Annotated in this window: 13 protein-coding genes; 4 read left to right on the forward strand and 9 right to left on the reverse strand. The window is 50.9% G+C overall.

Features of this window, described 5'->3' with window-relative positions:
• The first annotated feature begins 92 nt into the window (after positions 1-92).
• The gene (locus METAL_RS11840; RefSeq protein WP_005372622.1) at positions 93-353 is read left to right on the forward strand and encodes a hypothetical protein; all 261 of its coding nucleotides are present in this window, start codon (positions 93-95) and stop codon (positions 351-353) included.
• 186 nt (positions 354-539) lie between these two features.
• Here METAL_RS11840 and METAL_RS11845 read toward each other — a convergent pair whose 3' ends face one another.
• From METAL_RS11845 to METAL_RS11865, 5 genes are all read right to left on the reverse strand, one after another.
• Positions 540-2,303, reverse strand: coding sequence for a DEAD/DEAH box helicase (locus METAL_RS11845; protein ID WP_005372623.1), 1,764 nt, complete (start codon positions 2,301-2,303; stop codon positions 540-542).
• Positions 2,304-2,684 (reverse strand): hypothetical protein, encoded by a 381-nt coding sequence (locus METAL_RS11850; RefSeq protein WP_040578346.1) that lies wholly within the window; start codon positions 2,682-2,684, stop codon positions 2,304-2,306. It lies immediately after the preceding gene.
• Positions 2,668-3,912 (reverse strand): hypothetical protein, encoded by a 1,245-nt coding sequence (locus tag METAL_RS11855; RefSeq protein WP_005372624.1) that lies wholly within the window; start codon positions 3,910-3,912, stop codon positions 2,668-2,670. The genes METAL_RS11850 and METAL_RS11855 overlap by 17 nt, the downstream gene beginning before the upstream one ends.
• 13 nt (positions 3,913-3,925) lie before the next feature.
• Positions 3,926-6,829, reverse strand: a complete 2,904-nt coding sequence (locus tag METAL_RS11860; RefSeq protein WP_005372626.1) for a hypothetical protein — start codon at positions 6,827-6,829, stop codon at positions 3,926-3,928.
• A gap of 141 nt (positions 6,830-6,970) precedes the next feature.
• Complete coding sequence (locus METAL_RS11865) at positions 6,971-7,552, reverse strand: recombinase family protein (protein ID WP_005372628.1); 582 nt, start codon at positions 7,550-7,552, stop codon at positions 6,971-6,973.
• A 248-nt stretch (positions 7,553-7,800) separates the two neighbouring features.
• On the opposite strand from METAL_RS11865, the gene METAL_RS11870 reads away from it, so the two are divergent.
• On the forward strand, positions 7,801-10,863 hold the full coding sequence (locus METAL_RS11870) for a Tn3 family transposase (RefSeq protein WP_005372630.1): 3,063 nt from the start codon (positions 7,801-7,803) through the stop codon (positions 10,861-10,863).
• 55 nt (positions 10,864-10,918) lie between these two features.
• Here the strand turns inward: METAL_RS11870 and METAL_RS11875 are convergent, their stop codons facing one another.
• Positions 10,919-12,688, reverse strand: a complete 1,770-nt coding sequence (locus METAL_RS11875; protein WP_005372632.1) for a DUF6531 domain-containing protein — start codon at positions 12,686-12,688, stop codon at positions 10,919-10,921.
• A gap of 520 nt (positions 12,689-13,208) precedes the next feature.
• Here METAL_RS11875 and METAL_RS11880 point away from each other — a divergent pair.
• Positions 13,209-15,116, forward strand: coding sequence for a CehA/McbA family metallohydrolase (locus METAL_RS11880; protein ID WP_005372634.1), 1,908 nt, complete (start codon positions 13,209-13,211; stop codon positions 15,114-15,116).
• Between the two features lie 157 nt (positions 15,117-15,273).
• Here the strand turns inward: METAL_RS11880 and METAL_RS11885 are convergent, their stop codons facing one another.
• Complete coding sequence (locus tag METAL_RS11885; protein WP_051040374.1) at positions 15,274-15,786, reverse strand: cytochrome b/b6 domain-containing protein; 513 nt, start codon at positions 15,784-15,786, stop codon at positions 15,274-15,276.
• Here METAL_RS11885 and METAL_RS11890 point away from each other — a divergent pair, their 5' ends adjacent.
• Positions 15,787-16,128 carry a helix-turn-helix transcriptional regulator gene (locus tag METAL_RS11890; RefSeq protein ID WP_005372639.1) on the forward strand — a complete coding sequence of 114 codons (342 nt, stop codon included), beginning with the start codon at positions 15,787-15,789 and terminating at the stop codon, positions 16,126-16,128.
• Positions 16,129-16,336: 208 nt separating this feature from the next.
• On the opposite strand, the gene METAL_RS11895 is transcribed toward METAL_RS11890, so the two are convergent.
• Together METAL_RS11895 and METAL_RS11900 are read right to left on the reverse strand one after the other, a co-directional pair.
• A complete protein-coding gene (locus METAL_RS11895) occupies positions 16,337-17,671 on the reverse strand; it encodes an ATP-binding protein (protein ID WP_005372641.1) in 1,335 nt (444 codons plus the stop codon).
• On the reverse strand, positions 17,668-18,339 hold the full coding sequence (locus tag METAL_RS11900) for a response regulator (protein WP_005372644.1): 672 nt from the start codon (positions 18,337-18,339) through the stop codon (positions 17,668-17,670). Before METAL_RS11900 ends, METAL_RS11895 begins: the two co-directional genes overlap by 4 nt.
• Positions 18,340-18,747 lie beyond the last annotated feature (408 nt).

Below are 18,747 nucleotides of genomic sequence, written 5' to 3' on the forward strand. Positions count from 1 at the left end.
TTGAGATACGCCTCTTGAAAAGTTCGCAAAGCACCATCATAACGACTTTGTCGCGTATGCACTTTCATAAGTCTTTATAGGATCCTTTTTTTATGAGCACATTCACTAGAATCGTAACCAACCCCGTCGGCATGGCTCGACTCGTTACCAACTATTCCCGCATTAAGGAAATGGAATCTAATGGCCTCAGTGTCGATAAGATTGCTGAAATCTTTGACGAGGATGCTGCTGAACTCCAGAACTTCGTAGACTATGCTGATGCCTTTGTCTCCGGCGAAAAATCCCTATCCTTGGATGTGACCAACAAAGGTAAAGCCGCTTTTGACGCTATAGCCGGAGCATTAACAAAGTAACTTGCCAGACCCATTATTGACAAGCCCCTCTTTGAGTAGGGGCTTTTAATTTGCCTTGGTACACGGAATTTTCTGGGATTCCGGCTTATATCCCCAATAACATCAAAGATTGCTTGCGGAGCAAACGAGTTTGGTCTACCCATTTAACACAAAAAAGCAAAAACACGAGTTTTTAATAAGTATTGATTAAACATCTTCCTTTCGATGCTTTATCAATATAGGCAAGCGTGCTAAGGCATCAAGCACCGGCAGGCGTTTGCTGCGGATGTAGTCAATGTCGCCAACTAGGTAGACGGCATCTCGTGCCCGTGAGATGGCCACGTTCATGCGGCGGTCGTCAGCGTAGAAAGTCGCAGGACCGATATTGCGCACGAACGAGAAGAACACGATATCGGCCTGTCGTCCTTGGAAGGCATCTACGGTGTCGACTTCCACAGCCAGCATCTCGCTGAAGTCATGGTGGCTCAGGGTATCGCGCAAGACTTTGCACTGGGCGCGGTATGGCGTGATCAGTGCAACGCTGAGCTTTTTGGTAGCGCCAGCGCGTTTGAGCCTTTCGAAGATCTCGGCGAGCCGGGCCATGATGATTCGGATCTCAAACTCATTGACCAGAATCTTCTTTTCATTACCCTGCTGCGCCGGCACGCGGTAGCCATTGGACTTGTATGTGAACCAGCCGAAGTCTTGAAACTCGTGATCAGTGGTTGTGCGGTGGTGCTGCAGCTCACCCTTGTAGAAGTGGTGAGAGATGAATTGGCCGATGTCTGGAAGCATGCGGAACTGCTTGCCCAGCGTACCCTTCATGTCCATGGGCAGGTTCTCGAACAAGCGATCGATCACACCGTTACGGATCAAGCGTTCTTTGTGCTCGTCCATCATGGTCAGTGCTTCGGCTTCTTCTGAGCAGAATGTGGGTGGCAGTTGCTTGTGATCGCCAACCAAAATGCACTTCTTGGTCACGCTCATGGCCATGAGCCATTCGGGCATGGTTGCCTTGGAGCACTCGTCAACGATGGCCAGGTCGAACATCTCGGTTTCATCATCGACCAAGTGACCGATCTGATTGCAGGTGACGCCGATGACCTGGTGCATTTCAGCGAGATTGCGAGCTTGCCAACGCGGCAGGCCCATCTTGCCGATGTCATTGGTTTTACCCTGCTCTAACGTCTCCCATAGGTTCATGGTCAGCTCAGGCGCGACACTGTGCGCCTTGTGCCATAAAGCATCAGCGCGGCTTAGAGCGTCTGTTTGTGGCGTGTTTGGGCTCTCGAACTCGGTGATGGAAAACTGCGGGTAGCGCAGCATCGAGTCCAGCAGCTCTGGTGAGCATTGCTCAGCAAGGCGGTCAAAGGCGTTGTCCACGGCCACGTGAGTCTCTGAGCTGATCAGGATTCGCGCACCGGGCTTGGCTTTGATCGTTTGCAGGATAATTTCCACGATAGCTGTTGTCTTGCCGGTGCCGGGTGGTCCCTGCATGAAGAACAGATCCTCGGTGGACAGCGCCTTGGAGATCAGCTTGAATGCGGGATCACCTGCCTTGTAGCTCGATTGAATGGGAGCCAAGGGCTTGATCGCCATGGAGGTTCCGCCTTCACGGGCCTTAAACTCATCTATAAAGGCCTTGATCTTGACCGCAGTGTCTGGCTTGACCTTGTAGGTTGGACGGTCGTCGTCGGCGTTGAGGCGTTCCCCCGGCAGCGAGATGTCGTCACCGCCTTTTTTGGCTCGGTTGCTGTAGTAATACTGAAGCAACCGATTGTGGTTGATGTTGCAGTTGGCACCGGTGCGAAACGTGAGCAGATAGCTGATCTGACGCTTGAGCTTCGGCATTGTTTCCTTGTCAGCGTTGCGCATCAGCTCGGACAGGTATTCCAGCCAATGGTCGATGTGTTCTACGAAATCGATAACAACTTCGGATTCGGGATGCAGGTTTGGATAACGTTCGCCCATTTACGCCTCCACGATCTTTGCGTGAAGCAACGATTCAACGCCTGCAGGATTTTTAGAGCCCAGCTTGTTGATAATCACGCGGCGCATGGATGCATCTGTTTCATTAGCCGTCAAAGGCAATGTCAGCTTGGAATCAGCAAGTTCAAAAACAATATCCATATCTGGATGAATGCTCAATACGCCAAGATTATTTTCAGCCATGCCAGCGGTAATCAATGCGTCAATAGCAAGCGCAATTCTGTAAATCGAAAACTGAGGCAAAGATGCAGTCAGTTTTTCTTTTGTGTTGAATCCAGCGCCGACAGCTTTCGTTACAGCAATAACGCTTTCCTTAATCGAGCGCCTTCTCCAGACAAATGACAGTTCAATTTGTGGCTGCATTTTCAATCCTCTTGTTCTTCTTCTCCCAGTGCTCGCGCTTCTGGTTCTTTGTGTTAAATCCGAATGCAGACCTAGCATTAAACTCGCGGTCAACACGTAGCATTTCACAGATGCTCTCAATAGCTGAATCAGGATGCAGAGGCTTAATTCGGTCGATATATCCCCGAAGCTCATCACGGCGTGTATTCAGAATGGTGCGTGCTTCTATTAACGACTTCTTGTCTTCGAAGGCCTCTTTCACCATCGGAGCCAGTCGCTTTCGTTCTGCATTGTCATGCACAAAAGTGTCTGGATAGTCTCCGGTATCATGGGCTGCCTTAACTCGCCGTTTGAACGGCTGATATTCCTCATTTAGCTCAGTTAATACTTCGTTGGCGCAACCAATAATGTCAGTAGCCGTACCAATGACCTTGATAATCTCTTGCAGCGTACCGCCCTCTTTGAGATTTTTAATCCAACGGTTCGCATAATCGTTTTGCGTCATTTCAAACGCATAATATGATTCGAATTTCTTGGCAATTACATTCCAATATTCAATGCATGAGCTATATTTCAATGCCAAAGTTTTCTTATTGGCTTCGTGTCTCTCCTTAACCGATACTTTGTTATCGTGAACAGTTTTTTTTTCGTCTTTAAGGGTAGCAGCTTCTTTTAAAAGAAGTGATCGATGGCTTTTAAGCCGATTCAACTCATTGTTGAATTCGTCGTTACTATTTTTCGACGAGCGCTCAATGGAGCGCTTCGTTGCCTCAATGAAATCAGTGGTCACACCGATTTCTCGCGCAGAAGTAAATTCACGCCACACATGACGAACTTGCCGCTGAGTCTGCTTATTCAGCTCATTGATATAGGCATCAATTAATGATGTGGTCGAATAAATTGCATTCAGCTTTTCATTGACGATGTTGATTTCTTGATTGCAAAGATCAAGATGCATCCACGAATCAATACAGACAAATGTGAAACTTTGGAACTCTGCAAGTTCATTTAAATATGTGCCAGTTATTTCTAACTGACCATTCATGAAATCAAGATACTGCTTGAGTTCTTTGTTGCGCTGTTCCTGGTGCGCTTTAATCTGGCGCGAGTATTCCGCCTTTTTGGCATTTACTCGGCGATTGGCTTCAGCTTGAGCCATTTCCAGACGTCGAACCAGAGCCTGCGTGTGTGCGGTTTCTTCTTCCAGCTTTGAGCCTGCCCACCATTTGGCAATTGCTTTTAAGATCATAGAAATTCAGTCCTCAATGCAGCTCAAGAAATTCACAGGCCTGGTCCCAGCCGGTCTTATCTGGAATGATCAATTCCATGCGATCGAGGATCGTCTTTTGCATCTCTTTTTTGAGCGCCCTACCTGTCTGGTCTGAGATGTCGATGGTGTTCAGCTTCTCTTGCAGAACTTCTAGCTCCGCGGCGAATGCTTGCGAACGCTCGTTCTTCTCTTCTTGTTTGCGTCGCTCCACGTCCATCATCTCCGAGTGTTCGATGTAGTTCTTGCGCACAGGCGTGAACATCAGGTATTGCATCTCCAAATGATCGTTAAGCTCTTTGCCCATGGCGTCGAACTGAGCGAAGGCCTGATTGGTAATGCTGCGCCGCGCCTCTTCGTACTGGCGGTCGATGTTTGCAATTTCCTTGGTGTATTCGTTGACCAACTCCTGCATCATCTGGCGCTCTTGCTCTGGCAGTGCTTCGAGCTGCGCGTAGATATTGTTTTGAACAGCCTTGAGCTGGTTCTTACGCGTGCTGTATTCCGAGATTACCGAGATCGCACCGCTGAAAGGCAGCAGATCTGTCCAAATGAACGACTGCTCGGACATGATGCCAACCTTTCCGACGTACTGCGACAGATTGATCGAGCCGCTGTTGAGTAGCTCCAGTGCAGATTTCAGATCTTCATTGGCAATCATCACACCCTTGGCAGAGAAGTGATTTACATAAGCACCCGCTGCAAGCGAGAACCCAACTGCAAACACTGCACCGCTGGCCATGACGCCCAGGGCACCAAGGGTTGTACCACCAATGGCGTAACCAGAAACCGAGGCAGTGACAAACGTGCCCAAGTACGTCCCAGCGCCGACACCCAAGCCATATGCCAAACTACCACCCACGACCTGCATCGTGCCGCCAATAGTGGACGAAGCGAACTCGATGCTGTCGATCTCGCCGTTCGAGAACTTATACAGGTTCTGTGCCAACTGGACCGTGATTTGGGAAACTGCCGCAGCTACGTTGCCTTTGATGAGCTGTTTGCCAAGGGTTCGGCCAATCGTTTTGCCGGTCTGAGCTGCAGCAGCATCTATCAATGACTGTCCTGCGTGCTGAACACCAGTGATCAGCAAGGCATTGCTAGCCCCCTTCACGGAGCTAAGCACCACCCGTTGCGCCGCATCAAGACACTGATCCATGTCTAAGGGCTGATCACGGCGCATGTACTCCAGTAGGATGGACACGGACTCGGAGGCGGCGCCGGCAATAGCACCGGCCTTGGCTGCATTGTGGTATTGCATGCTGTTGAACTCACCGCGCACCCGGGTCTTATCTTTGTACTCAGGTCCGTTCTCGTTTTTCCTTGCATCTTTGGCAAGCTCCTCTGCGCTGCCTTTGCCTTTACGGTTGAGCCCCTTGCTTGAAACTTTGCCATCACCGGACGTGAGCTTGTCAGTGGCGTTGTCGGCTGTGTCCTGGTTGCTCTTTGACACCTCGGGGCGCGTGTCTTTGTTGCGCAGGGACTGCTTGCGAGCTGACGCTTGTACGGTGTCCACCTGATCGGAAGGAACGATCTTTCCAACACCATCGTATTTCTCCGGTGACAGTGCTGCTGCGGTTTTCTCGCCATCCTTGTAGAACTTGACCTGGTGGTCGCTACTTCCATTAGGCGTTGTTACGCGAATGTCAGCTACTGGGTCATTGACCTTTCCAACATCAAGTGTAGCCCGGTGATTGTTCTGCCCCTTGGCTGCAGCTTCAATATTGAACGAACCAACGTGGTGTGCCTCAGCGACGAAGCCCTGCTGCACATCCATGGATTGACCATTGATCACGCCAGATTTATTAGAGATCGACTCCCGTATCCCTTTTCCGTAATCACTCAATGCTTTATTTAAGGCATTGCCCTGAACTTGGTTCCATGCACCCTGGAATTGCGAGATACCTTGGTCAAGCGCGTCTTTTACTTTTGATTTTTTGCCCATCAACGGTTCGGCTTTATCTGTAGATTCGCACTCCAAAGGTGGGCATAAAGAGGTTGATTTACCGAATCTTGACTCTTGCAGAACAGCGTTATCAATTTTTTTTGGATGAATGTTGCTAACGAAAGTTAGATTTTTTACAAGATTGATTTCCACATTGAGCATCGGCATCGATACCACCGATTCGGTATCCATCTTTTTGATTTCGTCGTCGATGCGATCTTCGGCCTGAATGAGCTGGCGACGTGCGACTTCAAGTTTCTTGTTCAGATTGTAGGCCACGTCCGAAGGTCGACCATTTCCGTTGAACTGCTCGGCACAAGCTTCATACACCTTGCGGAGTTTAGCTGGCGCATCGTGATAAGTAGCCAATTGCTCTAAGTAGGCTTGGCAAGCTTTGAGGCCATGCTCACAGTCGCGTACCTGCTGGCGATATTGCGCGGCGTTTTCAAACAATGGGCCTATGGCCAGTTGGAGCTTTTCACGCTTTGCTAATACAGACTGAATCTTGCCCTGAATGATCTTTTCACGGCACTCATACGTCTTAATCATGGCGCGAAGCTGGTACTCATCGAGCGATTTATGTCGTTCTATCAGCGCTTGGCCCGCTTTGATTTGTGCGTCCAATTTGGCAATCTCAAGCGCTAATTCGTCTTTGTAGCGCATATTTTCGGTCTCAGCCTGTTTTTGCCGCGTGTCGAAGGGCTCTCCCAAGCCAAAAATCCTTCCAAAGAATACTGGTGAGGGCATGACAATGGATAGGATTGGCGGCTCGTCGAATGCCGCTTTCTTTTGCTTGAATGCGTCAATCAGAACGAGGATCTCTTTGCGCGTTAAAGACTCATTGAAGGTTTCAAATAATACCAAGTCGGCCCTGATCTTCTCGGCCTCGCTATTGTTTTTCTTTAGCTCACTGTTCAGTTGATCCAGTTCAGCATCAAGTTTTTTTATCCCCACCCTCATCCTCGAAATTTCTTATGGTGTGCTTTGGTTAATGTATTACCAGAATGATTTAAAAAATTCTCAGCCTGCTATGGAAAAATCTGACAAATAATGCCACATCCATCCAGTGATTCCTGCCGAGCAATCCAAGCGAAATCATTCATTGCGAATGGCTGCTTTACTATAATTTTTGCTGGCCGCCAGAATTCTATATATAGTAGCTTCACCTATGTTCAATTGCCGAGCAATCTTGGTTTTCGCCATGCCGCTTTCAACGAGGCTAACGACCTCTTGACGTACTTCAGCCGCCAATGGTGTTCGACCTTTATACTTTCCTGCTGCTTTAGCTTTAGCCACGCCTTCCCGCTGCCGTTCCAGCATCATTTCTCGCTCGAATTGTGCAACGCCGCCCAAGACGGTCAGCATCAGTTTGCCGGTCGGAGTCTGGGTGTCCATGCCCAGATTTAAAATCCGTAAGCCTACTTCCTTTTGTTCCAACGTTTTGATGATGTCCATGAGATCGGCCACTGATCTAGCCAGTCGGTCGAGTTTGGTGGCCACCAGTACATCGCCTTCCCGCGCAAAGTCCAAGGCCGTTTCGAGTTGCACGCGAACGGCGACCGAGGATACCTGCTCCTGAAATATTTTTTTGCACTGGGCGGCTTCCAGTTCGCGAAGCTGGGCTTCAAGACCGGCAATTTGATCGACAGTCGAGGTTCTAGCGTATCCAATGATCATTTTCGCTCAAAAGAATTTAAGATGCTGTGATAGGCTGTCAATCATAAGGCAAAATAGATTCTATTGATAGAGTTTTGTGGCTTTTTCTGGCCTATCACTAGGCCAAGGTCTATTGATAGACTAGATTTGCCAAAGCTCTATTTTTCAGAGACGGGTATTACCAAAGGGGCTATTAAGAGGAACAGCGACAAAATGGCCGCCCGGAATATTTCGTGCCATAACAACCATCAGCAACGATACAAAACAGCATGGCACGACTGAACATATTAACCCAGGACGAAATCAACTCGCTTTATGCGATACCCTCGCTGGATGATGAAGAACGGTCATTTCTGTTCTCCCTCGATGCCGATGACATAGCCATACTCGATAGCCTTGAAAACAACATCGCCCGTAAAGTTGACTATATCTTGCAGCTTGGTTATTACCGGGCCGTCAATTATTTCTTCTTGTTCAGCTTCCAAAGGGTGAAGGCGGATACGGCGTTTATTATGCAACTGTATTTTCCGGAAGAACCCTTTCCTAAAAAACAGGTATCGAAAAATCATCACTACCGGAACCGCTGTGAAGTGATGCGTAAATTCGGTTTGAAAGAGGCCGATACCGGCCTTCAGACCCAATTACTCAAAGAAGCCAAGGTACTGGTCAAACGTCACTCGCTGGCTAAATTCGTGTTGGAAGGCTTGCTGATCTACTGCCAACAACAAAATGTGATCAGACCGGCGTATTCAACCTTCCAGGATATTGTTTCGACCGCGCTTCAGGAAGAACGCAACCGGTTGGTCAATAAGCTTTACACCGATGCCGATAAAGCACTCCGTGCCCAATTGGATAAGCTGTTACAAAACGACGAGCTGTTTTATAACCTCACATTGCTCAAAAAGGATCAGAAAAGTTTCAGCACCACGGAAATCAAGAACAGTGTGGCCAAACAACAACTGATCCTCGGCATTTACCAGCAGTCCCGGCTGTTGATGTCAAAACTGGGGCTGTCGGAACAGAATATTATCTACTATGCGAATCTGGCGGAATTTTACACCATCCAGAAACTCAGGCGCTTTACCGATAAAAACCTGACCCGGCTGTATTTGCTTTGCTACGTTCATCGCCGGTTTCTTAAAATCAATGACTCTCTGGTGACCAGCTTAATCCAGAAGATGAACAAATATGCCGATGACGCCGAAGATTATCAACGCTCAAAAATTGAGTTGCTGACAAACGTCGATACAAAACTGCGAAATCAGGCCTGCCAGGTGTTAGCCATCAATATTGATCACCGTATTCCTGATGAACAAGTGCGAGCCAAAGCCTTTGAAGTGGTTCCCCTGGCCGATTACAAACAATTCCTGGATGATTTTAAAAAGCCCAATCTGGATCGAGACTTTTACCGCTGGCAATACTATACGCAACAGGCTTTGACCGTTAAAAAGAATATTCGCCCCTTATTCAAAGTGCTGGAGTTTTCTTGCACGCACGAGGGGCTGACGCAGGCAATTGCGTTTTTAAGAAAACACCTGAGCGGTGGCCAATCCTTTCGGGACTATCCTTTTCAAGAGGTGCCCCTGAACTTTTTTCCCCAATCGCTAAAAAAGCTTCTCACCCTCAAAGTAAAAGCTGACGATCAAAAAGTCGTCAAACTGGTGGATGGCGACCGCTACGAATGCATGCTATATCACCAGATCAAACAAGGCATTGCCAACAACACGGTCTTTATCAAAGACAGCATCAGCTATCGTACCCTGGACGATGAACTGATTGATGCTGAATACTGGGCTGAGCACAAAGATGAGATTTTACAGCAACTCAATATGCCTTTGTTGTCGATGGACATTGCGACATTGCTGGACGAACTCGAAAAAAACCTGAAAACCAAATACAACCTGGTGAATGAACACATTCATTCCGGCGAAAATACCAGCCTTAAAGTTCAACACAACAAGCAAGGCGACATCGTCAAATGGACGCTGCCCTATACCCGGCTGGATGACGGCATTAACAACCCCTTTTATGAAAAGCTGCACGTTTCAAGTATTGCCGATATTCTCCGATTTTCGGCAGAAGCCACCGGCTTTCTAAAATCATTTTCGCATCTCCAACCCAAATATTCGAAATCAACCGCCGATCCTGAAGTCATTCATGCCTGCATTATCGCCAATGCGACCGGTACAGAAACCAAAAAAATGAAAGCGATCAGCGACGTGAAAGAGCAAGACCTGGACCGGGTGAATAAAAACTATATCCGCTATCAAACCCTCGCTACAGCCAATGATGCCATCATGAATCATACGGCCAAGTTACCCATTTTTTCGGAGTACAACTTGTCTGATTATGGCGTCCACGCCAGTGTTGACGGTCAAAAATTCGCAACGAAATACCATACGATCAAATCACGGTATTCGAAGAAATATTTCGGCATGTTGCAAGGCGTTGTCTTATTCTCGCTAAATGCCAATCATCTGCCGCTTTGCCTTAAGGTCATCGGCGCCAATCAGCATGAAAGCCACTTCTTGTTGGATATTGTCGAAAGCAATACCTCGGATGTTGAAATTACGGCTGTTTCCGGCGATATGCACAGCATCAATCGCGTCAACTTCGCACTGATGTATATGTTCGGTTACCGGTTTATGCCGCGCTTTACTCAGTTGCGTGACAAATCCGAACATGACCTGGTGAGTTTCGATGAGATCGAGCACTATGCCAAACAAATTATCAAACCCAGCAAAAAGGTCAATAAAGCACTGATTATCAAGGAATGGGATAAAGTCTTGAGAATACTGGCTTCATTGGCCACTAAAAAAACGACACAAAGCCAGATTGTCAGTAAATTATCCGCTTACAAAAAGCTCAATCCGACCTTGAAAGCGCTGATTGCCTTCGATGAAATAATCAAAACCGATTATTTGCTGGACTATATTGACAACAAGGAAGTACGCGAAGTGGTGCAATGCTCATTGAATCGAGGCGAATCCTATCACCAATTAAGCGCTACCATTGCCAAAGTCAGCGGCGGCAGGATGCTGAATGGAAAGACTGAAATTGAACTCGACATCAATGCCGAATCCATTCGGCTTATTGCCAATGCGGTGATTTTCTATAATGCGACCATTTTGTCGGCACTTCATCAGCATTATCGAGCCGTACACCCAGACAAGGCCAAAGAAATACTGCGTTTTTCGCCCGTTGCCTGGCAGCATATTAACTTCATTGGCAAGTATGAATTTTACAACCGGGGAAGTCTTCTTAGTATTCAAGAAGTTATCAAAAAACTGATTGGCGATTTTGAAATCGATTTTTCGGCTGCAAGCCTGTGATACCAAGGGCTCCAGATGGATGCCGGGACAAACCGTTCTTTTGGTTAATTAACCCCTAGTTCAATTGACTGCCGTCGGGGCGGGTCAGCGTTTGCAGGCGGCCGTCCGTGGCGTAGGCGTAGCGGGTCACGTCCTCACCGACCGCGACCGACAACGGCTGGCCCAGGGCATTGTAAGTCGTGACCGTATGCACGCCGGTGATGTCGACCTGATCGGTGACATGGCCGTGCGCATCGACGCCGACCACTTCCCCGACACGCCCCAGGGCGTCGGTGGTTTTCCACAGGTCGCCGTTATTTCGGTAGTCGGTGACGGTGCTGCCGTTTTCCGGACGCGGGCCGGTTTTGACCGTCCGCACGATGACTTGAGTCGTGGGATCGTAAGTGTGGCTATACACGGTCTGGTGGCAGGTCGTGGAGCCGGTGCGGCAACTGTCGTAGGCCAGGGTTTCCGTGGCCGGCCGGACGATTTCCTTGATCAAGTGGCCGCGGTCGTTGTAGCGCCAGTCTTTGGCCACCGCGCCGCGCACTTCCGCGGTTTTGAGCGGAAAGCGGCTGTCCCAGGTGCGGGTGGTGGCGCGCGCTTCCGGGGTGCCGGCGGCTTCCACTTCGGTCAGCGGCAGGCCGCGAGGGTCGCGGGTGAACGTGGTGACCCGGCCCAGATAATCGGTGCGGCTCAACAGGTCGCCTTTGGCGTTATAGGTAGCGGTTTTAAAATCGCCGTCGCAATCGGCGCACCGCAGGCTGACACCTTTTGGACGGTAAATCGGGCTTCTTATATCGGTAGCGTTCGTTTGAGTAAAAGTTCGATTGTAGACCAGCGACCGGTAACTGGCAGTATCGCTGCCGGCAAACTGTTCGGTCAGCTGGATTTTGGAGGGCAACGATCGTTGCTGAATACGGTTTTTAGCGTTGTGCCCGGCCTGCTTAATGCGTGAATAAGTGGGAAAAAGGGTTCCGCACGGCCAATCGAAAGTCGCCTTTAACAAAGTTAGTGCGCCTTCCGATACGGTTTTCAAGTAGGCATACGTGTTGGGAAACCCGCTGCCTGTGTAATTACAATCTGTTAACTGTCCTTGAAGAGAAGTCCTGACCAGCGATGCCGCTCCCGCTGTTGCTGCCGGGAACGTGACGGTGTTGGTGCTTTGACTGGCGGAGAAGTTGTAGGAATAAACTTGACCGGCCGGCTCGGTCATCGAAACCAGCAGTCCTTGGTTATATTGGAAGCGTAAGGTGCGCCCGCTTGGTATGTGGGTCACCGTGCTGATCCGGTTGGTACCGTTTATGAGTTGATGGCCCACCCGGTGCTCGATGCCGGACCGGTCGAAGCGCGCCACCAGATTCCCCAGGCCATTGTAGGCTTCGCGGATGCCGGATTTGAAATGGGTATAGACCCAGCGGTAAGGGGTGCCGTTGATTACGCCGTTCGCCACCAAGGTGTCGCGCACGTCTTTTGATGTCGGCTTCATGTCTGAGCCGAATCCCGTACATATGCCCAGCGTACAGACCTTCGATCCGCCTGTAAAATAGCGGATCAGGCAACTGGCATAACTGTGCGTCCAGCCGTTGCCCATCGCGGCGAGAGAATCGCAATCTTCCGCCTCCATGATAGACCGCGGCGAGGCGTTGAGGCGGGTAAAGGCCAACGGGAACTGGCCTTCGCCGCGGTAGTCGGTCTCTTTCAGCAGCGTCGCGCCGAAAAACGGTTCCGACCGAAACTCGACCTGCGGCACGCGCGCGCTGTCGTTCTGTTCCAATTGCAGCTGGCCGGGCAGTTGCTCATAGGGTAGGCCCGGATCGGCCAACGCCGTACCGAAACAGAGCACCAGCCAGAGATTAGCTCGCCAGATCAGTCGCGCTGGGGGGAAATAAATACATGCTCGTCCTCAGGGTGGGAAAAATTCGATGGGCTGAACAGGTGGGCAAACGCTAGGTTGCTGCCCCTATCGGCTCAATTTAACGGGAAGACGTTCAAGCGGGGGATTTCCCCCATCCGGCCCGTTAAATAAAGTGACGCGCCTTGTGTCGGACGGGTTTTGGGATCAGGGCTTGATATTGGGTAACGGTGGTTTGTCGGCCACGTCGTTAAGTCGTGTAGGTCGGGCACGCGCTTTGGGTGCCCGACATTTCCCATGCCTTGAAAGGTGGCGGGGTTTCAAACCCAAGCCATAGTCCGAAGCGTGATCGCCACCCGAACGTCGGGCAACGATAAAGCGGTTGCCCGACCTACAGGGCTGAACCGTACGCGAATCCCTCGGTCTCATTGAATACATCGTCTACAAAGCGCGATTTTTCTCCGGACGGAGGGACGATGCAGACAATACACCGACAATGGAATGTAACATCATGAAAAATATAAATATATCTGAATGGAAAACGCAATTAGGGTTTCTGATGCTGGTGGGAGTAACGGGGCTGATGAGTGGATATGGACGCCCTGTCCGGGCTGAGAATCCGGAACCCATCGGATGGTACGCGGGTGATATGCATGTGCATCGCAGTTGTGGGGGCCCTCCCGAAGCGATAGCGAGCCTATACGACAAGATGGCTACCCACAACCTGGCTGCCATTTCGTTGCTGGCGGACATGGGCAATGGCGAGGTTCAAGACCCCGCCACCGATCTGCCCCTGGTGAACGGACAGGATGCCTCCGTTTCGACACCCGACAGGATCGTGCATTGGGATACGGAATGGCACTGGGATGCCACGTATGGGCAGTACGAACACCAAGCCCTGGGAGGGCATGTGGTCGCGCTTGGGCTCAGCGAGGCGAATCAGATCTGGGAGGAGTACACCTATCCGATTTTCAATTGGGCGCATCAGCAAAACGGCATCGCCGGGTTTGCCCATATGCAATATTTGGACGATGGCATTCCGCAGAGCCTGAACTGTTGTATCCCGATCGAATATCCCGTCGAAGTGGCATTGGGTTCGGCCGACTTTATCTCGGAGGATGTAACCGGTGGCGATTCCGCCATTCAAGCCTATTACCGCCTGCTTAACAACGGTTTTCGGCCGGGTTTCGCCGCCGGTACCGATTATCCCTGCGACGTGTCGGAGTTAGGTTCTTTATTGACCTATGTGCAGGTGCCTCCCCCGGCTCAAATGAATTACCGCGACTGGATCGAGGGCATTAGGCACGGCAGGACGGTGGTCTCGCGAAATGGCCATAACGAGTTTCTGAATTTAACGGTGAACGGCACCGCGGCACCCGGAGACGAGATCAAGTTAACGAATGGCAGCAGCATTCCGGTGACGCTTGAGTGGACGGCGAATCAGGATCTGAGCGGAGCGATCGAGCTCGTGCAGAACGGTGTGGTCGTGGCCAGCCAGCAAGCCTCGGTTACGCCAAGTACGCCTGTAAACTTGACGACGACGGTTGATTTCACTCAGAGCGGCTGGCTGGCCGCACGCAGAATGGACGGCGACGGGCACCAGTTGCACACGGGCGCCGTGTTTGTCACGGTAAATGATCAGCCTGTACGGGTGAGCGCGGCGGATGCCCAGTTTTATGTGCAGTGGATAGACAGCCTGTTAGCGAAGACGTCGCCGGGAGGCGAGTGGAGTTCGTATTTCGTCACCAGCCGGGACGCAGCGCAAACGCGTTACCAGGCCGCGAAGGCGGTCTATCAACAAATTGCCTCGGAAGCGGCTGCAACACCACCACCTTCCTCTCAATCGCCCCTGACCCTTCAATCGCCCAATGGCGGCGAAATTTGGAACGGCGGCAGCGACCAAACGATCACGTGGATTTCACAGAACATCGACGCCGGCAAGCGTTTGCAGCTTTATCTATCCACGGACAACGGCTTGAACTGGAAAATGTTAAGAGGAGCAATGAACGAGGCCGGATTCAAAACCTGGAAAATTCCCCCAAAACGCTATGCCAGCAAGCAGGCGTTGATCAAGATTTGCATCAAACAATCGATGCCGATCTGTGACACGAGTGATGCGGTGTTTACCATCAATCAAGCGCCGATCGCGGAGGCCGGAACAAAGCAGAAGGCCGTTGCCGGAACGCAAGTCGCATTGAATGGAGGGACAAGTTACGATCCCGATATGGGTCCTTCGCCCATCACTTACCATTGGACGCAACAGCGCGGCCCAAGCATCGTACTGAACGGCGCGGATACGGTTTCACCCGACTTTACGCCCACGGTGCCCGGAACCTATGTGTTCGGTTTGACGGTTAACGATGGCTCTGGGGATAGCCGGCCGGACAATGTCAAGGTAAAAATTACGGCAGTGCAGTAAATATCGGCCCCTATCCCGGGTGCAACAGCGGCCTTATCGAGGGCAATCGAAGCCTGCAACCTTCGATGCCCTCGTATTGCACCTGAACCGTACTCTGTGAGTTTAGTTACGCCAACTTGTTGGTATACCATTAAGCTCCTTTTTTAAGAGTGCAATCTTATTGATAAGAGTCATCGATTTCTTTCTTACCCGTCCACATGGCTTTCACCAGTTTCTCTTTATCAATGACACTGGAGACGATGACGCCAAGAATGTGCAGAAACACCAGTACGAGGGTGAGGTTGGCGAATGCTTCATGCCACTCTTCCCAAAATTTTTCCGCGTGCTTATCCACTTTGTGGTCGAAATTTAGGTCTTTGGGGACTTTATCTTCACCCTCATCCTCTGCATTGGCCTCATCCATGAGGCTGACGGCAGAAAGCGGAATTTGCTGCGCCGCCACGGCGAAAGGTCCTGCATTTTCTTCCATCGCATACAGTTTCATGCCGGTAACGGCAGTCCCTGCCAAACAGATCAAGAGAGCGGCAACCATGGCGCCGCCCGCCGGGTTGTGCCCGATGTCATGCTGGGGTTTTCCTGCAAGCAGATTTCTGAGATACCCGAAGACCTTCGCCGGCGAGTACAGAAAACTCCCAGGTTGTATCATCAATCCGCGCAATCCAGAATTCATTTGCTCGAACGAGATTTGGCGTTGGCGACCCAACAGGCCCAACAATGGCGCGAGGCAAACCGTGAGCTGATTGCAGGCTTGGCGGTGCAAATTCAAAAACAATTTGATGACTGGCAACTGACCCCTGCCGAAGCGAAAGTCGGTTTTCTGATCTTAAAAGGACTGAGCCATGCCGAAATTGTGTCTTTGCGCCATGCCAGCGAGCGCACCATTCGCGACCAGGCACGCGCGGTTTACCGAAAGTCCGGCACGGCCGGACGTTCGGAGCTTTCCGCATTTTTTCTTGAGGATTTGCTGCTTCCACGGCAGGAACCCCAGGCAAACCCAAACCTGCGGCACTAACGGTATGTCGCGAAACCCGGCAAGCGGATGTTTCGTTTGCCCGTATCCGTCGAACGCTTTCTTATTCTCGCTTGCCGGCTGAACTGAAACGACCCTCCAAACCCTAGCCGGATAAGGGCCCCTAGTTCAATCCGAAACGGAAACGGCAAATGCCTGTCAAACCGGAAGTTTTCTCCTATTCTCTGTCGAGAATAGAGACTTATTTGTTTTACCCCAAATTCGACATATGAATGATAGCTTCCGCGTAGAATCCGCCCAGGTGGTTAGAACGGCCCAACACAAGCCGCCCCCCGTATTGTTCGACGATAAGTTTGGCGATTGATAACCCCAAACCATGACCGTTGACCGATTCATCCAGCCGGGAACCGCGCTGCATCAATTTTTCAATCTCCGACGATTCAACGCCCGGTCCGTCGTCTTCGATAATCAAGTGTACCGACTCGTTGCATTCCACCTTAATGTCAACCGAGAGTTTGGCCCATTTGCAGGCGTTGTCGAGCAGATTGCCTGCCAGTTCCAGCATATCTTCGCGGTCGATCGGCAGCATGTAGGGAGGAGGGGCGGAAAAGCGGATGGCCAGGTTTTTTTCCCGATATATGTTTTTCATCACCTGGATCAATGCCGGAATTTCCTGATGTATATCGAATTTTGCCACGGCCGGGCCGGAACCGGCCAGGCGCGCGCGTTTCAGCACTCGCTCCATCAAGCGCAGCATGTGGGCTGTTTGCGTATTCAAAATCTCGCCGAACTCCGGATATTTCCGCATGGCATCTTCTCGGGACAGTTGCTGGAGTACCGTCAACGGCGTTTTGAGCGCATGCGCGAGATCGGCAAGTGAATTGCGCATGCGCAACATGCGCTGATCGAGCACGGTCAATAGGTGGTTGAATTCGCCGACCAGCGCGGAAATTTCCTGCGGCACATCCGTATCGATCTGGCTGCGTTCGCCGCGCTCCAGCGCTTTCATCTGTTTTTGAAGGCGGGCCAGAGGGCGAAAGCCCTTACGCAAAATGGCGATTTGTATCAGCATTAAAACCAACAGAAAGACGGCCGCGATCACAGAAAAGCGTTTTTCAAATTCTGCGATCAAGACCAAGGTTGGCGACAGGTCTTCGGCAATAGCGACCGTCATCGCGCGGCCGTCTTTCCGATAGCCAAAGGCCATGCCCAAAAGCGGTTGGTGCTGCGGGCCGGCCAGGTAAAGCCACTGCCGCGTTCCGGATACGACCGTCGGCAGGGTCAAACGGTTGTCGCCGAAAGAGGGCGATTTGATGATCTGCCCGCGGCTTGCGACCCAGTAGTAATGGCCGGAATACAGTCTGCTATAGACCGGTTCGATGTCGGAATGGGTCAACGCGATCGTCGTCGGACTGTCTGCATAAACCGCGCTATAAATCGCTTCCGCATCGTGCTCGAGATGTTCGACGACCGTATTTTCGGCCAGTTGCCGAATCAGGCGTTTGGTTTGCCATCCTAGCAGAGAGACTGCGCAGAGCAGACTGATCAGCAACGCGATCGCCAGGCGTAATTGCAGTGATTTCATGATGATTCATCTTTAAAAATATAGCCCTGTCCGCGGCGAGTTTCGAAACGTTCCTTTCCAAGTTTGCGGCGCAGGTGATTCACATAAACCTCGATCACATTGCTGTCCTTGTCCGAATCGAAATCGTAAAGCTGTTCATTCAGCGTCGATTTGCTGATCACTTGGCCGCGGTGGAGCAGAAAATAGCGCAGCAGTTTGAATTCGGCGCCGGTTAAATCGATCCGTTTGCCGTTTTCGGTCACCACTTGCTGATGGTCCTGATCCAGTATCAAGCCGCCGACCTGCACGTTATCGCCGCCGGGCAGTTGGTGAAAACGATGCAGCAGCGCATTTATACGGACCAGCAGTTCTTTGACATGAAAGGGTTTGGCCAGATAATCGTCGGCGCCGGCTTTGAATCCGTCCACCTTTTCGTACCAAGCGTCGCGCGCGGTCAGGATCAGCACGGGCAGGCCATTTTGTTGCGCGCGCCAGTTTTTCAGAACGGTCATGCCGTTGCGCTGCGGCAGGCCGAGATCGAGGATGACCAGCTCGTAAACGCCTTCATTGCCGAGATATTCGCCCTCGATCCCGTCGTGGGACACATCGACGGCGTAACCGGCTTTTTCCAGATTTTTTTTGAGAAGCCGGGCCAAGTCCCGATCATCTTCCACCAACAAGAGGCGCATAAATAGGTCTTTCCAGGGTTAATGCCGAGCCAAAGTTTACCATGAGTGAGAAAATCATCGTTCCCACGCTCTGCGTGGGAATGCAGCCTGAACCGCTCCTGCGGTTCAGGACGCGGAGCGTCCTTGAGCAGTGGGTTCCCACGCAGAGCGTGGGAACCATAAACAGCCCATAGCGGTCGGCGCGCCTAAGCATTCTCTACGGCCAAAAGCCGGAGCCCGAACCGCAGTTTTACATCTGCTTGCCGATGAAAACCGGTTTCATGTTTTTAAGGTTGAATTTAACTTCACATCCCATCATAGATCACATTTTATAGAGAAATAAACCGGAGCTTTGCCGCCACGATTTCACGGACCCATCAATACTTTCCATAAAGAGAGTAAATATTAAATAAACGCAGTTTTTTCAAT

Origin of the sequence: Methylomicrobium album BG8, from assembly GCF_000214275.2 — a bacterium.
Taxonomy (GTDB): Bacteria; Pseudomonadota; Gammaproteobacteria; order Methylococcales; family Methylomonadaceae; genus Methylomicrobium; species Methylomicrobium agile.

What these genes read in the sequence shown, in the direction of transcription:
- METAL_RS11850 (WP_040578346.1), bottom strand. Translation starts at nt 2,684, where the DNA reads ATGCAGCCACAAATTGAACTGTCATTTGTCTGGAGAAGGCGCTCGATT.
- METAL_RS11895 (WP_005372641.1), bottom strand. Translation starts at nt 17,671, where the DNA reads ATGAAATCACTGCAATTACGCCTGGCGATCGCGTTGCTGATCAGTCTG.
- METAL_RS11855 (WP_005372624.1), bottom strand. Translation starts at nt 3,912, where the DNA reads ATGATCTTAAAAGCAATTGCCAAATGGTGGGCAGGCTCAAAGCTGGAA.
- METAL_RS11880 (WP_005372634.1), top strand. Translation starts at nt 13,209, where the DNA reads ATGAAAAATATAAATATATCTGAATGGAAAACGCAATTAGGGTTTCTG.
- METAL_RS11845 (WP_005372623.1), bottom strand. Translation starts at nt 2,303, where the DNA reads ATGGGCGAACGTTATCCAAACCTGCATCCCGAATCCGAAGTTGTTATC.
- METAL_RS11870 (WP_005372630.1), top strand. Translation starts at nt 7,801, where the DNA reads ATGGCACGACTGAACATATTAACCCAGGACGAAATCAACTCGCTTTAT.
- METAL_RS11885 (WP_051040374.1), bottom strand. Translation starts at nt 15,786, where the DNA reads ATGAATTCTGGATTGCGCGGATTGATGATACAACCTGGGAGTTTTCTG.
- METAL_RS11900 (WP_005372644.1), bottom strand. Translation starts at nt 18,339, where the DNA reads ATGCGCCTCTTGTTGGTGGAAGATGATCGGGACTTGGCCCGGCTTCTC.
- METAL_RS11865 (WP_005372628.1), bottom strand. Translation starts at nt 7,552, where the DNA reads ATGATCATTGGATACGCTAGAACCTCGACTGTCGATCAAATTGCCGGT.
- METAL_RS11840 (WP_005372622.1), top strand. Translation starts at nt 93, where the DNA reads ATGAGCACATTCACTAGAATCGTAACCAACCCCGTCGGCATGGCTCGA.